This is a genomic window from Burkholderia cenocepacia (genome assembly GCF_014211915.1).
Lineage (GTDB): Bacteria > Pseudomonadota > Gammaproteobacteria > Burkholderiales > Burkholderiaceae > Burkholderia > Burkholderia orbicola.
Map to the genome: position 1 here is coordinate 2,344,056 of NZ_CP060039.1, position 20,488 is coordinate 2,364,543.

General features: G+C 68.5%; 17 protein-coding genes. 14 read left to right on the plus strand and 3 right to left on the minus strand.

Annotated features, from left to right (window positions below; genetic code table 11):
• Positions 1-321: 321 nt before the first annotated feature.
• The gene (locus SY91_RS11255) at positions 322-969 is read right to left on the minus strand and encodes a TetR family transcriptional regulator (protein WP_069232612.1); all 648 of its coding nucleotides are present in this window, start codon (positions 967-969) and stop codon (positions 322-324) included.
• Positions 970-1,120: 151 nt separating this feature from the next.
• Between SY91_RS11255 and SY91_RS11260 the strand changes: the two genes are divergently transcribed.
• The 7 genes from SY91_RS11260 to SY91_RS11290 all read left to right on the plus strand — a co-directional run bounded on the left by SY91_RS11260 (position 1,121) and on the right by SY91_RS11290 (position 12,666).
• On the plus strand, positions 1,121-2,323 hold the full coding sequence (locus tag SY91_RS11260; protein ID WP_185920908.1) for a MexX/AxyX family multidrug efflux RND transporter periplasmic adaptor subunit: 1,203 nt from the start codon (positions 1,121-1,123) through the stop codon (positions 2,321-2,323).
• A gap of 15 nt (positions 2,324-2,338) precedes the next feature.
• Complete coding sequence (locus tag SY91_RS11265; protein WP_185920909.1) at positions 2,339-5,479, plus strand: multidrug efflux RND transporter permease subunit; 3,141 nt, start codon at positions 2,339-2,341, stop codon at positions 5,477-5,479.
• The gene (locus tag SY91_RS11270; RefSeq protein WP_105797790.1) at positions 5,479-6,939 is read left to right on the plus strand and encodes an efflux transporter outer membrane subunit; all 1,461 of its coding nucleotides are present in this window, start codon (positions 5,479-5,481) and stop codon (positions 6,937-6,939) included. The genes SY91_RS11265 and SY91_RS11270 overlap by 1 nt, the downstream gene beginning before the upstream one ends.
• A gap of 853 nt (positions 6,940-7,792) precedes the next feature.
• Positions 7,793-8,305, plus strand: coding sequence for a fimbrial protein (locus SY91_RS11275; RefSeq protein WP_011545365.1), 513 nt, complete (start codon positions 7,793-7,795; stop codon positions 8,303-8,305).
• A 122-nt stretch (positions 8,306-8,427) separates the two neighbouring features.
• The gene (locus SY91_RS11280; RefSeq protein WP_105797778.1) at positions 8,428-10,881 is read left to right on the plus strand and encodes a fimbria/pilus outer membrane usher protein; all 2,454 of its coding nucleotides are present in this window, start codon (positions 8,428-8,430) and stop codon (positions 10,879-10,881) included.
• A 16-nt stretch (positions 10,882-10,897) separates the two neighbouring features.
• On the plus strand, positions 10,898-11,644 hold the full coding sequence (locus SY91_RS11285; RefSeq protein WP_185920910.1) for a molecular chaperone: 747 nt from the start codon (positions 10,898-10,900) through the stop codon (positions 11,642-11,644).
• Positions 11,641-12,666, plus strand: a complete 1,026-nt coding sequence (locus SY91_RS11290) for a fimbrial protein (protein ID WP_006476055.1) — start codon at positions 11,641-11,643, stop codon at positions 12,664-12,666. Before SY91_RS11285 ends, SY91_RS11290 begins: the two co-directional genes overlap by 4 nt.
• Positions 12,667-12,890: 224 nt before the next feature.
• Here SY91_RS11290 and SY91_RS11295 read toward each other — a convergent pair whose 3' ends face one another.
• Positions 12,891-13,028 (minus strand): HHHH-motif protein, encoded by a 138-nt coding sequence (locus SY91_RS11295; RefSeq protein ID WP_011545368.1) that lies wholly within the window; start codon positions 13,026-13,028, stop codon positions 12,891-12,893.
• A 46-nt stretch (positions 13,029-13,074) separates the two neighbouring features.
• Entirely contained in the window at positions 13,075-13,302 is a 228-nt protein-coding gene (locus SY91_RS11300) for a hypothetical protein (RefSeq protein WP_011545369.1), read from the minus strand.
• Between the two features lie 293 nt (positions 13,303-13,595).
• Here SY91_RS11300 and SY91_RS11305 point away from each other — a divergent pair, with 293 nt between their 5' ends.
• The 7 genes from SY91_RS11305 (at position 13,596) to SY91_RS11335 (ending at position 20,399) form a co-directional block, all read left to right on the plus strand.
• Complete coding sequence (locus tag SY91_RS11305; RefSeq protein ID WP_006476053.1) at positions 13,596-14,264, plus strand: RNA polymerase factor sigma-70; 669 nt, start codon at positions 13,596-13,598, stop codon at positions 14,262-14,264.
• An 85-nt stretch (positions 14,265-14,349) separates the two neighbouring features.
• Positions 14,350-14,592 (plus strand): MbtH family protein, encoded by a 243-nt coding sequence (locus SY91_RS11310; protein ID WP_006476052.1) that lies wholly within the window; start codon positions 14,350-14,352, stop codon positions 14,590-14,592.
• A gap of 45 nt (positions 14,593-14,637) precedes the next feature.
• A complete protein-coding gene (locus SY91_RS11315; protein WP_006476051.1) occupies positions 14,638-15,645 on the plus strand; it encodes a TauD/TfdA family dioxygenase in 1,008 nt (335 codons plus the stop codon).
• On the plus strand, positions 15,645-16,493 hold the full coding sequence (locus tag SY91_RS11320) for an ABC transporter ATP-binding protein (RefSeq protein ID WP_124477264.1): 849 nt from the start codon (positions 15,645-15,647) through the stop codon (positions 16,491-16,493). The genes SY91_RS11315 and SY91_RS11320 overlap by 1 nt, the downstream gene beginning before the upstream one ends.
• On the plus strand, positions 16,490-18,580 hold the full coding sequence (gene fhuB, locus SY91_RS11325; RefSeq protein WP_124591993.1) for a Fe(3+)-hydroxamate ABC transporter permease FhuB: 2,091 nt from the start codon (positions 16,490-16,492) through the stop codon (positions 18,578-18,580). The genes SY91_RS11320 and fhuB overlap by 4 nt, the downstream gene beginning before the upstream one ends.
• Positions 18,577-19,377, plus strand: a complete 801-nt coding sequence (fhuF, locus tag SY91_RS11330) for a siderophore-iron reductase FhuF (RefSeq protein WP_124477266.1) — start codon at positions 18,577-18,579, stop codon at positions 19,375-19,377. Before fhuB ends, fhuF begins: the two co-directional genes overlap by 4 nt.
• Positions 19,374-20,399, plus strand: coding sequence for an ABC transporter substrate-binding protein (locus SY91_RS11335; protein WP_023478039.1), 1,026 nt, complete (start codon positions 19,374-19,376; stop codon positions 20,397-20,399). Before fhuF ends, SY91_RS11335 begins: the two co-directional genes overlap by 4 nt.
• Positions 20,400-20,488: the final 89 nt, after the last annotated feature.

Consider the following 20,488-nt stretch of genomic DNA (forward strand, 5'->3'; position numbering starts at 1 on the left):
AAGCGGTTCAAAGGGGTGTGGGCGGGGGCCGCCGGCGGCACACCGTCAAACGGCGACGGGGCGGGCGGCGGGCGTGCAACAAAACAGGCCCCGCCAGGGGCCTGTGTCGTTTCCGTTCGACCCAACCTGCGGGGCAGTGCCCGCTTCGAACGGCGGCGTGCATACCGGGTCGAACCCGGTTATCACGAAGACGCTAAAGAAAGATGACAGCGTCAGTCTACCGATGTTCCGCGAAACGTTAAAAATTTTAAAGAGGGTCAGCTCATTCGTTTCGCAGTGCGGTAAGTCGGGTTAAATCAGCATTTGTTACGACGATTCTCGTCAGTCCGGCAATTTTTGCGCGCGTCGGCGCAGCGCGGCGGAGGTGCGCACGGCGTCGAAGCCGGCGTCGAGCATCGCCTCGGCGTCGTTCCACAGGTTGCCGCGCAGCCGGTTGGTCCAGATCATCGACGCGAACACGCCTTCGAGCAGCGACACGAGATAGACGGCGGCCAGGTGCACGTCGAGATCGGCGGCGACCTCGCCGGCGGCGATCGCACGACGCAGCAGCGCTTTCGTGATCCGCAGCATCTGCAGCTCGAGCAGCATGCGGCGCCGCTGTAGCGCGCCGTTTTCCTCGCTCTGCTCGCACTTCGTATAGAGAATCACGAGCACGCGCTGCATCGGGCCCGGCTCGCCGCATTCCTGCAGGTAGTGCGATGCGGCGCGCCGCAGTGTCGCGAACGGCGGCAGGCCGTCGCCCGCGTCGAACCCTTCCGACGTGCGCGCGAACGCGCGGTCGCACATCGCCAGACACACTTCCATCTTGTTGCGGTAGTGGCCGTAGACGGCGCCGCGCGACATCCCGGCGGCCTCGGCGAGGTCCGCCATCGCGGTTTGCGCGACGCCTCTTTCGAGCAGGACGAGCTCGGCGGCGTCGAGGATCCGGTGCTTGATGGCGAGCGATTCTTCCCGGGTCTTGCGGGCCATGTCGTGAAATTCCTTACAGTTCGCTGTCGTTTTATTGAGACAGTGTGTCAGCCGGATTGAAAGCGCGTGTATTTAATCAGTCGTGACTGATTATAATCGGCCACCCTGAGCCGCCGCATTGTATCGGCGGTGAATGATCCGAGGTCAGAACATGAATAACAAACGCACCCTGTGGCGCCGCACGCGGCTGGCGCCGTTCGCGCTCGCGGCCCTGTTGGCCGTGGCCGGATGTGGAAAGGGCGACAAGGATGCCGCGCCGGAGACCGCGAAGCAGGCCACCGTCGTGACGGTGCGCCCGACGGCCGTGCCGATGACCGTCGAACTGCCGGGCCGGCTCGACGCCTACCGGCAGGCGGAAGTCCGCGCGCGGGTCGCGGGCATCGTCACCGCACGCACCTACGAGGAAGGCCAGGAAGTGAAGCAGGGCGCGGTGCTGTTCCGCATCGATCCCGCGCCGCTGAAGGCCGCACGCGACGCCGCGCAGGGCGCGCTCGCGAAGGCGCAGGCCGCCGCGCTCGCGGCGACCGACAAGCGCCGCCGTTACGACGATCTCGTGCGCGACCGCGCGGTGAGCGAGCGCGACCATACCGAAGCCGTCGCGGCCGATACGCAGGCGAAGGCCGAGGTTGCATCCGCGAAGGCCGAGCTCGCGCGCGCGCAGTTGCAGCTCGATTACGCGACCGTCACCGCGCCAATCGCGGGCCGCGCACGGCGCGCGCTCGTGACCGAGGGCGCGCTCGTCGGCCAGGACCAGGCGACGCCGCTCACGACCGTCGAGCAGCTCGATCCGATCTACGTGAACTTCTCGCAGCCGGCCGCCGACGTCGACGCCTTGCGTCGCGCGGTGAAGAGCGGGCGCGCGACGGGCATCGCGCAGCACGACGTCGCGGTGACGCTGCTGCGCGCCGACGGCACCGCGTATCCGCTGAAGGGCAAGCTGCTGTTCAGCGATCTCGCGGTCGATCCGACCACCGATACCGTCGCGATGCGCGCGCTGTTCCCCAATCCGGAGCGCGAGCTGCTGCCGGGCGCGTACGTCCGGATCGCGCTCGACACGGCGGTCGACCAGCGGGCGATCCTGGTGCCGCGCGACGCGCTGCTGCGCACCGCCGACCGGACGTCGGTGCGCGTCGTCGGCGCGAACGGCAAGGTCAAGGACGTCGAGGTCACGGCCGACCAGATGAGCGGCCGTGACTGGCGCATCACGCGCGGCCTCGCGGGCGGCGAGCGCGTGATCGTCGACGACGTCGCGCAGTTCGCGCCCGATACGGCCGTCAAGCCCGTCGAAAAAGCGCCGCCGTCGAAGGCGGCGCCGGCAGCGGCCGCTTCGCAGGCGGCCGCCCGTCAAACCTGACCGGTTCAAACCAACATGGCACGTTTCTTCATCGATCGCCCCGTCTTCGCGTGGGTGATCGCCATCTTCATCATGCTGGGCGGCCTGTTCGCGATCCGCGCGCTGCCCGTCGCGCAGTACCCGGACATCGCGCCGCCCGTCGTCAGCATCTATGCGACGTATCCGGGCGCGTCCGCGCAAGTCGTCGAGGAATCGGTGACCGCGCTGATCGAGCGCGAGATGAACGGCGCGCCGGGGCTGCTGTATACGTCCGCGACGAGCAGCGCGGGGGCTGCGTCGCTGTACCTGACGTTCAAGCAGGGCGTGAACGCCGATCTCGCGGCCGTCGAAGTGCAGAACCGGCTGAAGACGGTCGATGCGCGCCTGCCTGAGCCGGTGCGCCGCGACGGCATCCAGGTCGAGAAGGCCGCCGACAACATCCAGCTCGTCGTGTCGCTGACCTCCGACGACGGCCGGATGACCGACGTGCAGCTCGGCGAATACGCGTCGGCGAACGTGGTGCAGGCGCTGCGCCGCGTCGAGGGTGTCGGCAAGGTGCAGTTCTGGGGCGCCGAATATGCGATGCGGATCTGGCCCGACCCGGTGAAGCTGGCCGGGCACGGCCTCACCGCGTCGGACATCGCATCGGCCGTGCGTGCGCACAACGCGCGCGTGACGATCGGCGACATCGGCCGCAGCGCGGTGCCGGACAGCGCGCCGATCGCGGCGACGGTGTTCGCGGACGCGCCGCTGAAGACGCCGGCCGATTTCGGGGCGATCGCGCTGCGTGCGCAACCCGACGGCTCCGCATTGTTCCTGCGCGACGTCGCGCGCATCGAGTTCGGCGGCAACGATTACAACTATCCGTCGTACGTGAACGGCAAGGTCGCGACCGGGATGGGCATCAAGCTCGCGCCGGGCTCGAACGCGGTGTCCACCGAGAAGCGCGTGCGCGCGACGATGGACGAGCTGTCCAGGTACTTCCCGCCCGGCGTGAAATACCAGATCCCGTACGAGACGTCGTCGTTCGTGCGCGTGTCGATGAACAAGGTCGTCACGACGCTGATCGAGGCCGGCGTGCTGGTGTTCCTCGTGATGTTCCTGTTCATGCAGAACCTGCGCGCGACGCTGATTCCGACGCTCGTCGTGCCGGTCGCGCTCGCGGGCACGTTCGGCGTGATGTATGCGGCCGGCTTCTCGATCAACGTGCTGACGATGTTCGGGATGGTGCTCGCGATCGGCATCCTCGTCGACGACGCGATCGTCGTCGTCGAGAACGTCGAGCGGCTGATGGTCGAGGAAGGGCTCGCACCGTACGACGCGACCGTCAAGGCGATGAAACAGATCAGCGGCGCGATCGTCGGGATCACCGTGGTGCTGACGTCGGTGTTCGTGCCGATGGCGTTCTTCGGCGGCGCGGTGGGCAACATCTACCGGCAGTTCGCGCTGTCGCTCGCGGTGTCGATCGGCTTCTCGGCGTTCCTCGCGCTGTCGCTGACGCCCGCGCTGTGCGCGACGCTGCTCAAGCCGGTGTCGGGCGACCATCACGAGAAGCGCGGCTTCTTCGGCGGGTTCAACCGCTTCGTCGCGCGGGCGACGCAGCGCTACGCGACGCGGGTCGGCGCGATGCTGAAGAAGCCGGTGCGCTGGCTCGTCGTGTACGGCGCGCTGACCGCGGCGGCCGCGCTGATGCTCACGCAACTGCCGACCGCGTTCCTGCCGGACGAGGACCAGGGCAACTTCATGGTGATGGTGATTCGCCCGCAAGGCACGCCGCTCGCGGAGACGATGCAGAGCGTGCGCGCGGTCGAGTCGGCCATCCGTCGCGACGAGCCGACCGCCTATACGTATGCGCTCGGCGGCTTCAACCTGTACGGCGAAGGGCCGAACGGCGGGATGATCTTCGTCACGCTGAAGAACTGGAAGGAACGCAAGGCCACGCGCGATCACGTGCAGTCGATCGTCGCGCGCATCAACGAGCGCTTCGCGGGCACGCCGAACACGACGGTGTTCGCGATGAACTCGCCGGCGCTGCCCGATCTCGGTTCGTCGAGCGGCTTCGACTTCCGGCTGCAGAACCGCGGCGGGCTCGATTACGCGACGTTCAGCGCCGCGCGCGAGCAACTGCTCGCGGCGGGCGGCAAGGATCGCGCGCTCACCGACCTGATGTTCGCGGGCACGCAGGACGCGCCGCAACTGAAGCTCGACATCGATCGCGCGAAGGCGTCCGCGCTCGGCGTGTCGATGGACGAGATCAACACGACGCTCGCGGTGATGTTCGGCTCCGACTATATCGGCGACTTCATGCACGGCACGCAGGTGCGGCGCGTGATGGTGCAGGCCGACGGGCGGCACCGGCTTGATCCGGACGACGTGAAGAAGCTGCGCGCGCGCAACGCGCGCGGCGAGATGGTGCCGCTCGCGGCGTTCACGACGCTGCACTGGACGCTCGGGCCGCCGCAACTCACGCGCTACAACGGTTATCCGTCGTTCACGATCAACGGCTCGGCCGCGGCCGGCCACAGCAGCGGCGAGGCGATGAGCGCGATCGAGCGGATCGCCGCGAAGCTGCCGGCCGGCATCGGCTATGCGTGGTCGGGGCAGTCGTTCGAGGAGCGGCTGTCGGGCGCGCAGGCGCCGATGCTGTTCGCGCTGTCGGTGCTCGTCGTGTTCCTCGCGCTCGCGGCGCTCTACGAGAGCTGGTCGATTCCGTTCGCGGTGATGCTGGTCGTCCCGCTCGGCGTGATCGGCGCGGTGCTCGGCGTGACGCTGCGGATGATGCCGAACGACATCTATTTCAAGGTGGGACTGATCGCGACGATCGGGCTGTCCGCGAAGAACGCGATCCTGATCGTCGAGGTCGCGAAGGACCTCGTCGCGCAGCGCATGTCGCTCGTCGACGCGGCTCTCGAGGCCGCGCGCCTGCGGCTGCGGCCGATCGTGATGACGTCGCTCGCGTTCGGCGTCGGCGTGCTGCCGCTGGCGTTCGCGTCGGGCGCCGCGTCCGGCGCGCAGATGGCGATCGGCACCGGCGTGCTCGGCGGCGTGATCACGGCGACCGTGCTCGCGGTGTTCCTCGTCCCGCTGTTTTTCGTGATCGTCGGCCGCCTGTTCGACGTCGGCCCACGCCGGCGCGGCGGGGCGCAGCCGACGACGATGGAGGGTTCGCAACCATGATGTTTGCGCTGAATGCACGTGGCGCGCTGAGGGTACCGCTCGCGCTGGCCGCCGCGCTCGCGCTCGCCGGGTGTTCGCTCGCGCCGCGGTACGAGCGCCCGGCCGCGCCGGTGCCGGCGACCTATGCGCCGGTCGACGGCGGCACGACGCCGGCCGCCGAACCGGCCATCGCGCAGGATGCCGCGCTGCTCGACGACTGGCATGCGTATTTCACCGATCCGGCGCTTCAGGCGTGGATCGACGCGGCGCTCGCGAACAACCGCGACCTGCGGATCGCCGCCGGCCGGCTCGAGGAAGCGCGTGCGCTGTACGGCGTGCAGCGCGCGGACCGGATGCCGTCGGTCGATGCGAATCTCGGCTATGAGCGCGCGCGCCAGTACGACCCGGTCGTGCGCGAAAGCGCGATCAGCGGGCTGTATCGCGCGGGTGTCGGCGTCAGCGCGTACGAGCTCGACCTGTTCGGCCGCGTGCGCAGCCTGTCCGATGCGGCGCTCGCCGACTATTTCGCGACGGCCGATGCGCAGCGCACGGTCCGCATCGGCGTGATCGCCGAAGTGGCGGGCGCGTACGTTTCCGAACGATCGTTGCATGAGCAACTGGCGCTCGCCCAGCGCACGCTCGATGCGCGCGAGCGGATGGCCGCGCTCACGCAACGCCGCTATGCCGCCGGCACGAGCGACGCGATCGAGCTGCGCTCGGCCGACATGCTGGTGGCGTCCGCGCGCGCGTCGCAGGCCGCGCTGCAGCGCGAGCATGCGCAGGCCGTCCGCGCGTTGCAACTGCTGGCGGGCGATTTCGCGCGCAACGTGCCGGACGACGCGACCGCGCTCGATTCGCTGTCGATCGCGCCCGTGGCGCCGGGTGCGCCGAGCCAGTTGCTCGAACGGCGGCCGGACATCCGGCAGGCCGAGGCACGGCTGAAGGCCGCGAACGCGAACATCGGCGCGGCGCGCGCGGCGTTCTTCCCGCGCATCGCGCTGACGACCGACTACGGCTCGGTGAGCGACGCGTTCTCGAACCTGTTCGCGGCCGGCACGAGCGTATGGACGTTCGCACCGCGCATCACGCTGCCGATCTTCGCGGGCGGACGCAATCGCGCGAACCTCGACGTCGCGCACGCGCGCAAGGACATTGCGGTCGCCGAATACGAGAAGGCGGTGCAGACCGCGTTTCGCGAAGTGGCCGATGCGTTCGCCGCGCGCGACTGGATCGACCGGCAACTGGTCGCGCAGCAGGACGTGTATGCGGCGGACGGCGCGCGGCTGAAGCTCGCGGAGCGTCGTTATGCGGGCGGTGTCGCGACCTATCTCGAGCTGCTCGACGCGCAGCGCAGCACGTACGAGTCGGGGCAGGAGCTGATCCGGCTCAGGCAGCTCAGGCTCGCGAATGCGATCGCGCTGTATCGCGCGCTCGGCGGCGGCTGGGCGCCGGCCACGGCGGAGGCCGCGGCTTCCGCGTGACGGGCGATGCGTCGCCCGACGCCGCGGCGTGTCGGGTGGCATGACGGCGGTCGCGCGCGTCGACGTGCGGCCGCCGCTTCGACGGGGCATGCTGCCCGTCGTACCGCCGATCGTCATCGGCGCTTTCTTTCGCTGTTCAGCACATCCGCTCGTCGCGTTCCCATCCAGCAGCACCGCGAAAGGGTGGCTTTCGCCGCACCCGCATCCACATCCGCAAACCGATCGTGCCGCCCGTCGGCGCTAACGTGTGCCGCACTTCTTCCGCTTTTTCATCTCGCCCGATCCGGCATGTCAGCCGCGTTCCAGAGGCCGCGCATGCATAGCTGCAATTGACGATCCAATTAATCAATGTATTGGAATTAATGGCGGCGGCAAAATGTCGCGGTAAAACGTTTGTATGCTTTCGCAATCGTTTGCGCGATAAACCCGTATCGCATGAATGTCGCCGTTCATTTCGTGTCAGTTGAAAATGAATCGATGCTCACGTTGTAATCGGACAACGATGGCGGCATTGGACAATATTTTGTCTTTTGAGAGGCAGGGCTGCGCAAGCCAATACCGGCAAGGGAGAGCGGGGCGGTGGCGATTATCGGCAAGAAATTCCCTTAATCTTCAATTGGTTCCGAAAAATAAAAAAGGACTGCGGATAAAAATTCCGTGATTGAAAATTAAAAGGAAGGAATGGGGTTTTAGAGGGCTGAATCGAACATTGTCAGAATCATTTGACAATGATTTACAGAAATCTTTCACGGTTATCTCGATAATGCCGCCTCGTGTCGGACGGGGCCACCATGCGCTGCCGTTTGTGTCCGCCACGTCGTCCATTCCAATCGCACTCCTTACGGGAAACGTCATGAAAAAATCCATCCTGTCCGCCGTCGCACTCGCGGCCCTGTCCACCTCGGCCTTCGCAGCGGGCACCGGCACGATCAACTTCACGGGCGAGATCGTCGCGGGCGCATGCGGCATCGACTCGAACTCGGTCAACCAGACCGTGCAGCTCGGCAAGGTGCCGACCAACAAGTTCAAGCAAGCCGGCGACAAGTCGGACCCGGTGTCGTTCGACATCAAGCTGACCGACTGCGACACCAGCATCGCGCAGAACGCGTACTTCACGTTCACGGGCACGTCGAGCGCCGGCCAGCCGAAGCTGCTCGCCACGATAGGTTCGGCCACCAACGTCGGCATCCGCCTGCAAGCCGCGTCGGGCGAATACCTCGACAACGGCGCCGAGCAGAAGGCCCCGACGCTGCTGCAGAACGGCACGAACACCGCGCGCTTCGCCGCGATGTACGAAGCGACGGCAGCCGGCGTGACGCCGGGTACCGCCGACGGCGTCGCGAACTTCACGGTCCGCTACCAGTAAGCGTCCGTACCGGAGGAGGGATGCGTGCATCCCTTCCTCCTGCCTCTTTCCTCCCGTTTTCCTTCTTCCTGGACTCCCGGTAGCGCCGCGTGCGAATCAGACATTCCTTCCTTTGCGTCTCCGTGCTGGTCGTCGGCAGCCAGAGCCAGGCGACGGAATTCAATTCGTCGTTCCTCGACATCGACGGAACGAGCAACGTCGATCTGTCGCAGTTCTCGCAGCCGGACTTCACGTTGCCCGGCGAGTACATGCTCGACGTGCAGGTCAACGACCTGTTCTACGGGCTGCAAGCGATCGAGTTCATCGCGCTCGACGCATCGGGCGCGGGCAAGCCGTGCCTGCGGCCGGAACTCGTCGCGCAGTTCGGGCTGAAGCCATCGCTCGCGAAGGACCTGCCGCGCTTCCAGGGCGGGCGGTGCGTCGATCTCGGCGCGATCGAGGGCGCGACCGTGCGCTACCTGAAAAGCGACGGGCGGCTCAAGATCACGATTCCGCAGGCCGCGCTCGAGTTCACCGATTCGACCTACCTGCCGCCGTCGCGCTGGTCCGAAGGCATTCCGGGTGCGATGCTCGACTATCGCGTGATCGCGAACACGAATCGCAACTTCGGGGCGGGCGGCGGGCAGACGAATTCGATCCAGGCCTACGGGACGATCGGCGCGAACTGGGATGCGTGGCGTTTTCGCGGCGACTACCAGGCGCAATCGAACGTGGGCAACACGGCGTACGCGGACCGCACGTTCCGCTTCAGCCGGCTTTATGCGTTTCGCGCGCTGCCGTCGATCCAGTCGACGGTGACGTTCGGCGACGACTACCTGACCTCCGACATCTTCGACACGTTCGCGCTGACGGGCGCGTCGATCCGCAGCGACGACCGCATGCTGCCGCCGTCGCTGCGCGGCTATGCGCCGCTGATCTCGGGTGTCGCGCGCACCAACGCGACCGTGACCGTGTCGCAGGCCGGCCGCGTGCTGTACGTGACGCGCGTGTCGCCGGGCGCGTTCGCGCTGCAGAACATCAACACGAGCGTGCAGGGCACGCTCGACGTGGCGGTCGAGGAAGAAGACGGCAGCGTGCAGCGCTTCCAGGTGACGACGGCCGCCGTGCCGTTCCTCGCCCGCACCGGCCAGTTGCGCTACAAGGCGGCGGTCGGCAAGCCGCGCCTGTTCGGTGGCGGCGGCATCACGCCGTTCTTCGGCTTCGGCGAAATCGCGTACGGCCTGCCGTTCGACATCACCGCCTATGGCGGCTTCATCGCCGCGTCGGGCTACACGTCGGTCGCGCTCGGCGTCGGTCGCGATTTCGGCGCGTTCGGCGCAGTGTCGGCCGATGTCACGCACGCGCGGGCGAAGCTGTGGTGGAGCGGCGCGACGCGCAACGGCAACTCGTACCGCATCAACTATTCGAAGCACTTCGACGGGCTCGATGCCGACGTGCGCTTCTTCGGCTACCGCTTCTCCGAGCGCGAATATACGAACTTCGCGCAGTTCTCCGGCGACCCGACGTCATACGGCCTCGCCAACAGCAAGCAGCGCTATTCGGCGACGATGTCGAAGCGCTTCGGCGACACGTCGACCTATTTCTCGTACGACCAGACGACCTACTGGGCGCGTTCGTCCGAGCAGCGGGTCGGCCTGACGCTCACGCGTGCGTTCTCGATCGGCACGCTGCGCAACCTGAACGTCAGCGTGTCGGCATTCCGCACGCAGAGCGCGGGCGCGAGCGGTAACCAGTTCTCGGTCACCGCGACGCTGCCGATCGGCGGCCGCCACACCGTCACGTCGAACCTGACGACGGGCAACGGCAGCACCAGCGCGAACGCCGGCTACATCTACGACGATTCGGCCGGCCGCACCTATCAGGTCAACGCGGGCGCGACCGACGGCCGCGCGTCGGCGAACGCGAGCTTCCGCCAGCGCACGTCGGCGTACCAGCTCAACGCACAGGCGTCGACGCTCGCCAATGCGTATGCGGCCGCGTCGCTCGAAGTCGACGGCTCGTTCGTCGCGACGCAGTACGGCGTGTCCGCGCACGCGAACGGCAATGCGGGCGATACGCGGCTGCTGGTGTCGACCGACGGCGTGCCCGACGTGCCGCTGTCCGGCACGCTCACGCACACCGATTCGCGCGGCTACGCGGTGCTCGACGGCATCTCGCCGTACAACGTGTACGACGCGACCGTCAACGTCGAGAAGCTGCCGCTCGAAGTGCAGGTGACGAACCCGATCCAGCGCATGGTGCTGACCGACGGCGCGATCGGCTTCGTGAAGTTCTCCGCCGCGCGCGGCAGCAACCTGTACCTGACGCTGACCGATGCGGCCGGCAAGCCGCTGCCGTTCGGCGCGTCGGTGCAGGACGCGGCGAACGGCAAGGAACTCGGCATCGTCGGCGAGAGCGGTGCGGCGTTCCTGACCCAGGTTCAGCCGAAATCCACGCTGGCGGTGCGGGCGGGCGAACGGACGCTCTGCACGGTCGACGCACTGCCGAACCAGCTTCAACTCGAAGGCACGCCGATCCCGGTGACGTGCCAGCCGCCCGGCGAGTCGCATGCAGCGGCCGCGCGGGGCGAACGATGATTTCACGGACCCAGCGATGAAGCATTCCTTTTCCCTTTCCTCCCCGCGGCGCGCGCTGTGCGCGTTCGCGACCGTCGGTGCGCTGCTTGCCGGCGCCGCCCATGCGGCGATCGTGCCCGATCGCACGCGCGTGATCTTCAACGAAGGCGAACAGGCCGCGATCGTGACGATCACCAACAAGAGCACGACGTATCCGTATCTCGTGCAGTCGTGGCTCGAAGATGCGAACGGCAACAAGATCACGTCGCCGCTGATGGTCGTGCCGCCGCTGCAGCGGGTCGAGGCGAACGAGCGCAACGTGCTGCGGATCGCGAAGCTGCCCGGTACGCAACTGCCGGCCGATCGCGAAACGGTGTTCTACCTGAACATCCGCGAAGTGCCGCCGAAGACGGATACGCCGAACACGCTGCAGATCGCGCTGCACACGCAGATGAAGCTGTTCTACCGGCCGAAGGCGGTGCAGCCCGCGCGCGACGAGGACTGGACGCTGCCGATGACGCTGCGGGTGGATGCGGCCGCGCACAAGCTGGTGTTCGACAATCCGACGCCTTACCACGTGACGGTGGTCGACGTGAGCGCGGGCGCGCAGAAGACGCCGGTGCCGATCGAGCCGGTCATGGTGAGCCCGATGAGCACGGCCGACGTGCCGTTCAAGGCCGCGACGCCGTCGACGCTGTTCGTCACGCACATCGACGACTACGGCGGCCAGGTGGCGGTCGAGTATGCGTGCGAGGCCGGTGCGTGCAAGAGCGTGAAGAAATGAGCGGGGCCGCGAGACAACGCAACGCACCGCTCGCGGCGTGGCTGCGCTGGGTCGTCCTGGCGATGCTGCTCGCGGCGGTTCAGCCCGCGTGGGCGCTGCGCTGCCTGACCAACAGCGGCGCGACCTCGTTGACCGAGCCGATCGGCGGCGTGGCGTCGTATCCGACCGATGCGCCGGACGGCTACGTGATCTGGGTGTCGCCGGTACGCACGACGTCGGGGTATTGCTACAAGGACCTGGGTGACGCCGGCAGCCTGAAGGTCGTCGACAACATTTACTTCTATGCGAATCCGAATCGCACGGACCCCGCCGCATGGGGGCTCGAGATCGGCATCCGCTACAAGGGCGTCGATTATTTCGACAAGACCAGTAATCGCGGCGGCGGGGTGTTTACCGGATATTCGGTGCCGCCGTGCAGCAGGTACGACTTCGACCGCGGGCGTTGCCAGCGGACGAGCATCAGCATCGACTATCAGGTCGTCGTGCGCAAAAGAGGCAACTGGGTCCAGCCGCCGAGCGATATCTATACGGTGTTCCAGTTCGACGGCGAGTTCGGGCTGAATGCGTTCGGCACGAGCTTCCAGTACCGTCTGAGCGGCCTGCGCAACCTCAAGCCGACGCCGTGCTTCGTCGACGTGCTCGTGACGCCCGAACCGGGCATCGTCAATTTCGGGCAGGTGCAGGCGGTCGGCAACGGCTTCCTGCCGGCGGTGCCGCGCAAGCGCTTTTCGCTGTCGCTGACCAAGAAGTGCAACGTCGCGGTGCGGGTGGACGGGTACTTCGAAACGAGCTATCCGGTTCAAAACGGCTTGCTGGTTCCCGCGAAGGACAGCAATTTCGGTATCGGCATCGAGGACAGCCAGGGCAAGGCGATTCCGTTCAACGAACAGTTCAACCTCGCGCAATTCCCGTCCAACGTCATGAACCAGAGCGTATTGATGGACGCGGTGCTGAAGTCGTTCGGGCCGCCGAAGATCGGCCGGTTCGACGCGACGGCGACGATCCGCTTGTTCATCTATTGATATCGAGGGCGATGCCCGGGCCACATCCATCCGCGTGGCCCGCCATCCGGGGAACGGATGGCGCGGCGTGTTCGCGAAAGCAGGATCGGCTTCCACCGGCACCGGCCTGACGCTCGCGACGCCGTGCGCGTGAATCCCGATACGGCGGCATCCGCGCAATTCGAGCCGCCAAAACGAAAAAAGCGCCGGCGTGCCGGCGCTTTCCCGCGTCTGCCGCGCGATGCTCAACGCACCCAGTGGCACACCCGGTGATGGTGATGCTCGAAGTGACACACGCGGTGCGGATGCGCTTCGGCGATGGCCGGCACGAGCACGGCAGCGGCCACGGCGGCGGCGGTGAGGGTTTTCAGTAGCGTCTTCATGTCGAGGTCCTGTCGTTCAATGATGGATCAAGGGTGCGCAGCGGCATCACCACTGCGGCCGGGGTTCGTCGCGGCGATCGTCGCGGCGGTCGTCACGCGGGCCGGCATGCCGGGCTTCCCAGTCGCGGCGCTCCCAGTAGCGATTTCCGTCCCAGTAACGATCGCCATGCCAGCCAATCGTGACTTCGGCCGGGCCAGGGTAGGCGACGCAGCCGGTGAGCATCACGCTCGACAGCGCGCCCGCCATGACGGCGGATAACACGATGGATTTCATGTTGTTCTCCCTTGGAAACGGCAAGTCGATCGTACGAGCCCCCGAAATTTCACGTGGTAAGAAGTTGCTACCGCCGATGACACGTGCAAGCCCGTCGTCAGCAGCGTGAAAGCCTGCGTCGGCGAAGTGAAGGCAGTGCGCGCGGCCCGGACGCGTACGCGTCCGCCCGGGCAACGATTCCGGCAATTGTTCAGACAAATCCCGACAACCGAAAGGGGCATCCTGTAATCAGATTGAGAATGATTTGCGTTTACGTTAGATTGCGCTATCTCGGAATTTGACGGAGCAGATCGATGGCCATGGCGGAAGTGCTCGACCGACCGGCGGCGGCAGCGGCAAACCCGTTTCTCGGCAGTTATCCGGACCTGCCGCCGCGCGCCGCGCCGCGTGCGCGCCGGGCGTCCCAGCCCGCTGCGCAGGGCGCGCTGCTCGACGTGCTGATCTCGCATCGCGCGATGCTGGTCAACGTCGCGCGCGGCTTCGTCGGCTGCGCGAGCCGTGCGGAAGACGTCGTGCACGACGTGTTCGTGAAGCTCGTCGAATTCCCGAACCAGGACGCGGTGCGCCAGCCGGTCGCGTACGTGACGCGGATGGTGCGCAATGCGTCGATCGACGCGTGCCGCCGGCAAAGCCTCGAAAACGTCTATCACACGGAAGAGGACGACGGCTTCGACGTGCCGTCGCCCGAGCCGACGCCGGAAGCCGCGCTGATGACGCGCGATACGCTGCGGCGCGTGTGGGCCGCGCTCGACGACCTGCCGGCGCGCAGCCGGGCGGCGTTCGAGATGGTGCGGCTGCGCGAGGAGACGCTGCAGACCGCGGCGCGCGCGCTGAACGTGTCGCAGACGCTCGTGCATTTCATGGTGCGCGACGCGGAGCGTCACTGCGCGGAATGCCTCGACGCGTGCCATCGCGGCGTCGCTTGCCCGGTGTTCCTGGGCGGCCGCGCGCGGCGGCGGTAAAAAAACGCGCCGGCCAACCGTCTATCAGACAGGAGCGGCCGAATTCGCCGCTTCGCCTCCTTCAACCGCCCAGCGATTTCCGATCATGACGCAAGCTCCGACGCCTTCCGCCGACACCGACGATCTCGTCTATACGGTCGTCATCAACGACGAAGAACAGTATTCGATCTGGCCGACGTTCCGGCCCGTGCCGGCCGGCTGGCGCGAAGTCGGCGTGAGCGGCCCGAAGGCCGACTGTCTCGCGCACATCGAGACCGTCTGGACCGACATGCGCCCCGCGAGCCTGCGCCGCGCGATGGACGGCGAGCGCGCCACGCGCGCGTCGTGACCCGTTGCGCCGCGTGTGCGGCGCACCACCTGAAGAGGACGTTGCATGACCCTGCTTTCGTTGCCGACGCTCGACGACCTGCGTATCGAGCCGGGGCTGCCCACCGTCGTGTCGCCGCGCGGCAGCGATGGAATGTCGATCGACGACGTCGCGCCGCTGGCGCGCGAGATCGCGGCCGACACGCTCGAACGGGCGGGCGGCGTGCTGTTCACGGGCTTTCACGTGCCGTCGATCGACGCGTTCCAGCAATTCGCGGCCTCGTTCGGCGATCCGCTGATCGGCTATGAATACGCGTCGACGCCGCGCAGCCAGGTCGAAGGCGCGGTCTACACGTCGACCGAATACCCGCCGCACCGCGCGATTCCGCTGCACAACGAGCAGTCGTACACGCGCGAATGGCCGCTGCGGATCTGGTTCCACTGCGCGCTGGCCGCGCCGAAGGGCGGGGCGACGCCGATCGCGGACAGCCGTGCCGTGTATCGCGCGCTCGATCCCGCGCTCGTCGCGCGCTTCGAGAGGCGCGAGCTGCTGTACGTGCGCAATTTCGGGCAGGGGCTCGATCTGCCGTGGCAGCAGTCGTTCGGCACCGACGAGCCGGCCGAGGTCGAGCGGATGTGCGCGGCGCGCGGCATCGAATGTGCGTGGCGCACCGACGACGACGGCGAGCTGCTGCTGCGCACGCGCGAACGCTGCCAGGCCGTCGCGCGTCATCCGCGCACCGGCGAGCGCGTGTGGTTCAACCAGGCAAACCTGTTTCACCTGTCGGCGCTCGACGACGACATGCAGGAAGCGCTCGTCGACGCGGTCGGGCTCGAGAACGTGCCGCGCAACGTGTATTACGGCGATGGCGAGCCGCTGGAGGCGGATGCGCTCGCGCAGATCCGCGGCGTGCTCGACCAGCAGCGCATCGTGTTCCCGTGGCGCACCGGCGACGTGCTGATGCTCGACAACATGCTGACCGCGCATGCCCGCGACCCGTTCGAGGGGCCGCGCAAGGTCGTCGTCGCGATGGCGCAGAGTTACACGGTCCCGCGCGACCGAACGGAGGATTGATGACGCGTAGTACCGCCGCGCTTGCCGCGCGCGGGCTGTCGGTGGGATATCGCGACCATGTCGTGATCGACGGGCTGGACCTGTCGATCGCGGCCGGCCGCGTAACCGCGCTGTGCGGACCGAACGGCTGCGGCAAGAGCACGCTGCTGCGCACGCTGGCCGGCCTGCAGCCCGCGCGTGCCGGCCATGTCGAAGTGAACGGCCAGCCGCTCGCGTCGTTTCGCCGTCGCGCGCTCGCGCGCGAGCTGACGATGCTCGCGCAGTTCAACCAGATTCCGTCGGGGCTCACCGTGCGCGAGCTCGTCGCGTACGGGCGCTATGCGTACGGCGGTTTCCTGCGCGGCCTGTCGCGCGCCGATCATGCGGCGATCGACGAGGCGCTCGACACGAGCGGCCTCGCGGGCGACGCGGAGCGCGACGTCGGCGCGCTGTCGGGCGGCGAACGCCAGCGCGCGTGGATCGCGATGGCGCTCGCGCAGCAGGCGCCGATCGTGCTGCTCGACGAACCGACGACCTATCTCGACATTCATCACCAGCTCGACATCCTCGATGCGCTGCGCGCGCTGAACCGCGCGCGCGGACTGACGATCGTGTGGGTGCTGCACGACCTGAACCAGGCGGCCGCGTACAGCGACGAGATCGTGCTGATGCGCGCGGGCCGTCTCGTCGCGCAAGGCACGCCCGACGCGATGCTCGACCCGGCGCGGTTGCGCGCGGCGTTCGGCGTCGAGATGCTGAAGCTCGCGCATCCGCAGACGGGCGCGCCGATGTGCGTACCGGCCTACGGGCCGTCGACCGACGCCGCGCCGCAGGCGGCCGGCGTGTTCGATCGGGATCTCGCCGTATGACGACGTTCGCGATGCGCAAGCGCCTCGCGGCGACGGGCAGAGGGGCGACCCGCGGGCGAGCCGGCGCGATCGCGTTCGGCCTCGTCGCGTTGATCGCGCTGCTCGCGGCGCTGCGGATCGCCCCCGATCTGCGCGTGTGGTGGGACGCGGCGCCCGGCAGCGATGCCGCGTCGCTCGCGCACGTGTTCCTGTTCGACCTGAATCTGCCGCGCGTGGCGGCCGCGCTCGTCGCGGGCGGCTGCCTCGGCATCGCCGGCGCGCTGTTCCAGTCGCTCACGCGCAATCCGCTCGCGTCGCCCGACCTGCTCGGCGTGACGGGCGGCGCCCAGCTCGGCCTGCTCGCGGCGATGCTGGTGCCGGCGCTGGCGGGCGTCGCGACGGTGCCGCTGCTGTTCGTGTGCGGGCTCGTCGCGGCCGCGTGCGCGATCGTCGCGGCGGGCGGCTGGCGTGCGACGCCGTTGCGGCTCGTGCTCGCGGGCAGCGTATGCATGCTGCTGTTCGCCGCGCTGTCGACACTGGTGCTCGCGTTCTTCGAGCAGAACATCGCGGGCGCCGCGCTGTGGACCAACGGCAGCCTGTACCAGCCGGGCGCGACGGGCCTCGTGCTCGCCGCGCGCTGGCTCGTCGTGCCGCTCGCCGCGCTGCCGTTCGTGATCCGGCCGCTGAATCCGCTCACGCTCGGCGACGATGCGGCGGCCGCGGCCGGCGTGCGCGTCGATGCGACGCGGCTTGCCGCGACGATCGTCGCGGTCGCGTTCACGAGCGTGGCCGTCAGCATCGCGGGCCCGCTGTCGTACGTCGGCCTCGTCGCGCCGAACCTGCTGCGCCAGGTGCGCGGCGCGCGCGCGGCGCGGCTCGGCGTGCTGGTGCCGCTGTCGGCGCTTGCCGGTGGCGCGCTCGTGCTCGTCACCGACAGCGCGGTGCTCGCGTCGGGCCTCGACGCGACGCTGTCGACCGGCGTCGCGATCGCGCTGGTCGGCACGCCGCTGATGCTCGCGATGATCCGGCGCGGCGCCGCGTGGTCGGGCGTGCTGCATGCGGATGCCGAACGCGCGACGGGCGGCGGCTCGACGCGGCTCGTCGGCTGGCTCGAACGGCTCGGCTGGCCGTTGCGCACCGTGCTGTTCGTCATGGCGGGCGTGCTGGTGGTTTTCGTCGGCGTGTCCGCCGGCCCCGAGTGGCTGTCGCCGGCGCGCTGGTCGGCGGCGCTGTCCGGTCACGATCCGCTCGCGCGCATGCTGATCGACCTGCGCATGCCGCGCCTGCTGTGCGCGCTGCTCGCCGGCGCGTTGCTGGCGGTCAGCGGCGTCGCGATGCAGAGCGTCGTGCGCAATCCGCTCGCGGGCCCCGAAGTACTCGGCGTCACGCAGGGCGCGGGGCTCGTCACGCTGTTCGCGTTGTCGACGTGGCCGCTGATGGGTCATGTGACGCTTGCGGCGGCGGCGCTGATCGGAGGCGGGCTGTCGCTCGCGATCACGCTCGCGCTGAATCACCGGCATCGCTACGCGCCGCTCGCGGTCGCGCTGACCGGCATCGTGATCGGCGCGTTGTGGACCACGCTCGCGCAATGGCTGATCACGCAGGAAAGCGTGCAACCCGCGCGTTTCGTCGTGTGGCTCGTCGGCGGCACGTATGGCCGCAGCTGGGGCGAGGTATCAATGCTGCTGCCGTGGTGCGTGCTCGCGGTGCCGGTGTTCGCGTGGCTCGCGAAACCGCTCGACATGCTCGCGCTCGGCGACGACCAGGCGGCCGCGCTCGGCCTGCCGGTGGCCGCGCTGCGGCCGCTCGCGCTGACGATCGCGACGCTCGCCGCGTGCGCGGCCGTCGCGGCGGTCGGGCCGGTCGGCTTCATCGGGCTGATGGCGCCGCACGTTGCGACGATGCTCGGCGCGCGCCGGCATCGCACGCGGCTGTGGCTCGCGGCGGCGTGCGGCGCGCTGATCCTCGGCGTCGCGGATCTCGCGGCGCGCACCGTCGTCGCGCCGCGCGAGGTGCCGGCCGGCGTGCTGACCGCGCTGATCGGCGCGCCGTACCTGCTCGGTCTGCTGATTCTCGAGGGGCGCCGCGCCCGGCGCGCGGGGCGATGACGCCGGCGCTCGACGGCGCGCGCGCCACGCGCTTTTCGGCGTTCGCGCCGCAACCGTTCGCCGAGCACCTCGACGTCGTCTGGCTCGGCATGCCCGACGATGTGCACGCGCCGGGCCGCGTCGTCGTGCCCGTCAGCGCGTTGCCCGCCCACCGCGACGCCGTGCTCGGCGCGATGGTCGACCATTACGGCGGCGATCCGGCGCAGCATGCGCGCGCGCTGATGTCGCAATGGAGCAAATATTATTTCGGCCGCGCGGCGCCGGCCGGCGTCGTCGCCGCGCTGACGCTCGGCCGGCCGCTCGACATGACGCCCGAGCGCACGTTCGTCGCGCTCGACGACGGGATGCCGGCCGCGCTGTATTTCGCGAGCGATGCGCTCGGCGCGCCGTGCGACGATCCCGCGCCGCGCTATGCGGGGCTCATCGCGCATCTCGGCGCGGTGATCGACCTGCTCGCGGCGATGGGCCGCGTCACGCCGCGCGTGCTGTGGAGCAACGCGGGCAACCTGCTCGACTATCTGCTCGAGACGTATCGTTCGCTGCCGTGCGCGGCCGATCCCGTGGGGGACGCGAACTGGCTGTTCGGTTCGACCTGCGTGCGCGGCGAATCGAATCCGCTGCGCATGCCGGTGCGCGATGCCGTGCCGCGCTCGCCGCTGCTGCCGACGCCGTTTCGCGCGCGCCGCGTGTGCTGCCTGCGCTACGAAATTCCTGGAGAAACGCAACTGTGTGGAAGCTGCCCCCTGCTACTGACGATGGACGACGCGGCGCTGGCCGAGCAGGACGCGATCCGGTGACGCACGCCGGCCGCCGGCACGCGCTCGGTGCACTCGCGGCAGCGCTTGGCGCCGCGTGCTGCGGCGCGTTTTCCGCATCGGCGGCGGCCGCCTCCGTGGCCGGGGGCGCGGGCGGTTCGCAACGCGCCGTGTCGCTGGCCGGCAATCCCGTCGTGTCGCAGGCCAGCGCGAAGATGCCCGTGCGGCCGCAGCGCGTGGTCGCGCTCGACTTCATGTTCGCGGAAAGCGTGATCGCGCTCGACCTCGTGCCGGTCGGGATGGCCGATACGGCGTTCTACCCAGGCTGGCTCGGTTATCGGAGCGAGCAGCTCGCGCACGTGACCGACATCGGCTCGCGGCAGGAGCCAGGGCTCGAGGCGATCGCGGCGGTCAAGCCGGATCTCATCATCGGCGTCGGTTTCCGGCACGCGCCGATTTTCGACGCACTCGACCGGATCGCGCCGACGATCCTGTTCCAGTTCAGCCCGAACGTGTCGGAAGACGGCGTGCCGGTCACGCAGCTCGACTGGATGCGGCAGATTTTCCGGACGATCGGCGCGGTGACGGGGCGCGACGCGCGCGCGCAGGCGGTCGAAGCACAACTCGACGCCGGCATCGCGCGCAACGCGACGCGGCTCGCGGCCGCGGGCCGCCACGGCGAGCGCGTCGCGCTGCTGCAGGATCTCGGCTTGCCCGATCGTTACTGGGCCTATACGGGCAACAGCACGTCGGCGGGCCTCGCGCGAGCGCTCGGGCTCGAGCCGTGGCCGAAGAAGCCGACGCGGGAAGGCACGCTGTACGTGACGTCGGCCGATCTGCTGCGGCAGCGCGACCTCGCCGTGCTGTTCGTGACCGCGTCTGGGATGGACGTGCCGTTGTCGGCGAAACTCGATTCGCCGGTGTGGCGCTTCGTGCCCGCACTGAAAGAACACCGGATCGCGCTGATCGAGCGCAACATCTGGGGGTTCGGCGGGCCGATGTCGGCGCTGAAGCTGGCCGACGTGATGACCGACACGATGTTGAAGCTGCCGGCCGTGCGTTGAGCGCGGCGTGCTTCGAGCAGCAGGTGATGCCGCGTTGACGGGCAGGGCGTCGTGACCGGCACGACGACGCGTGGCTTCCGCCTTTCATT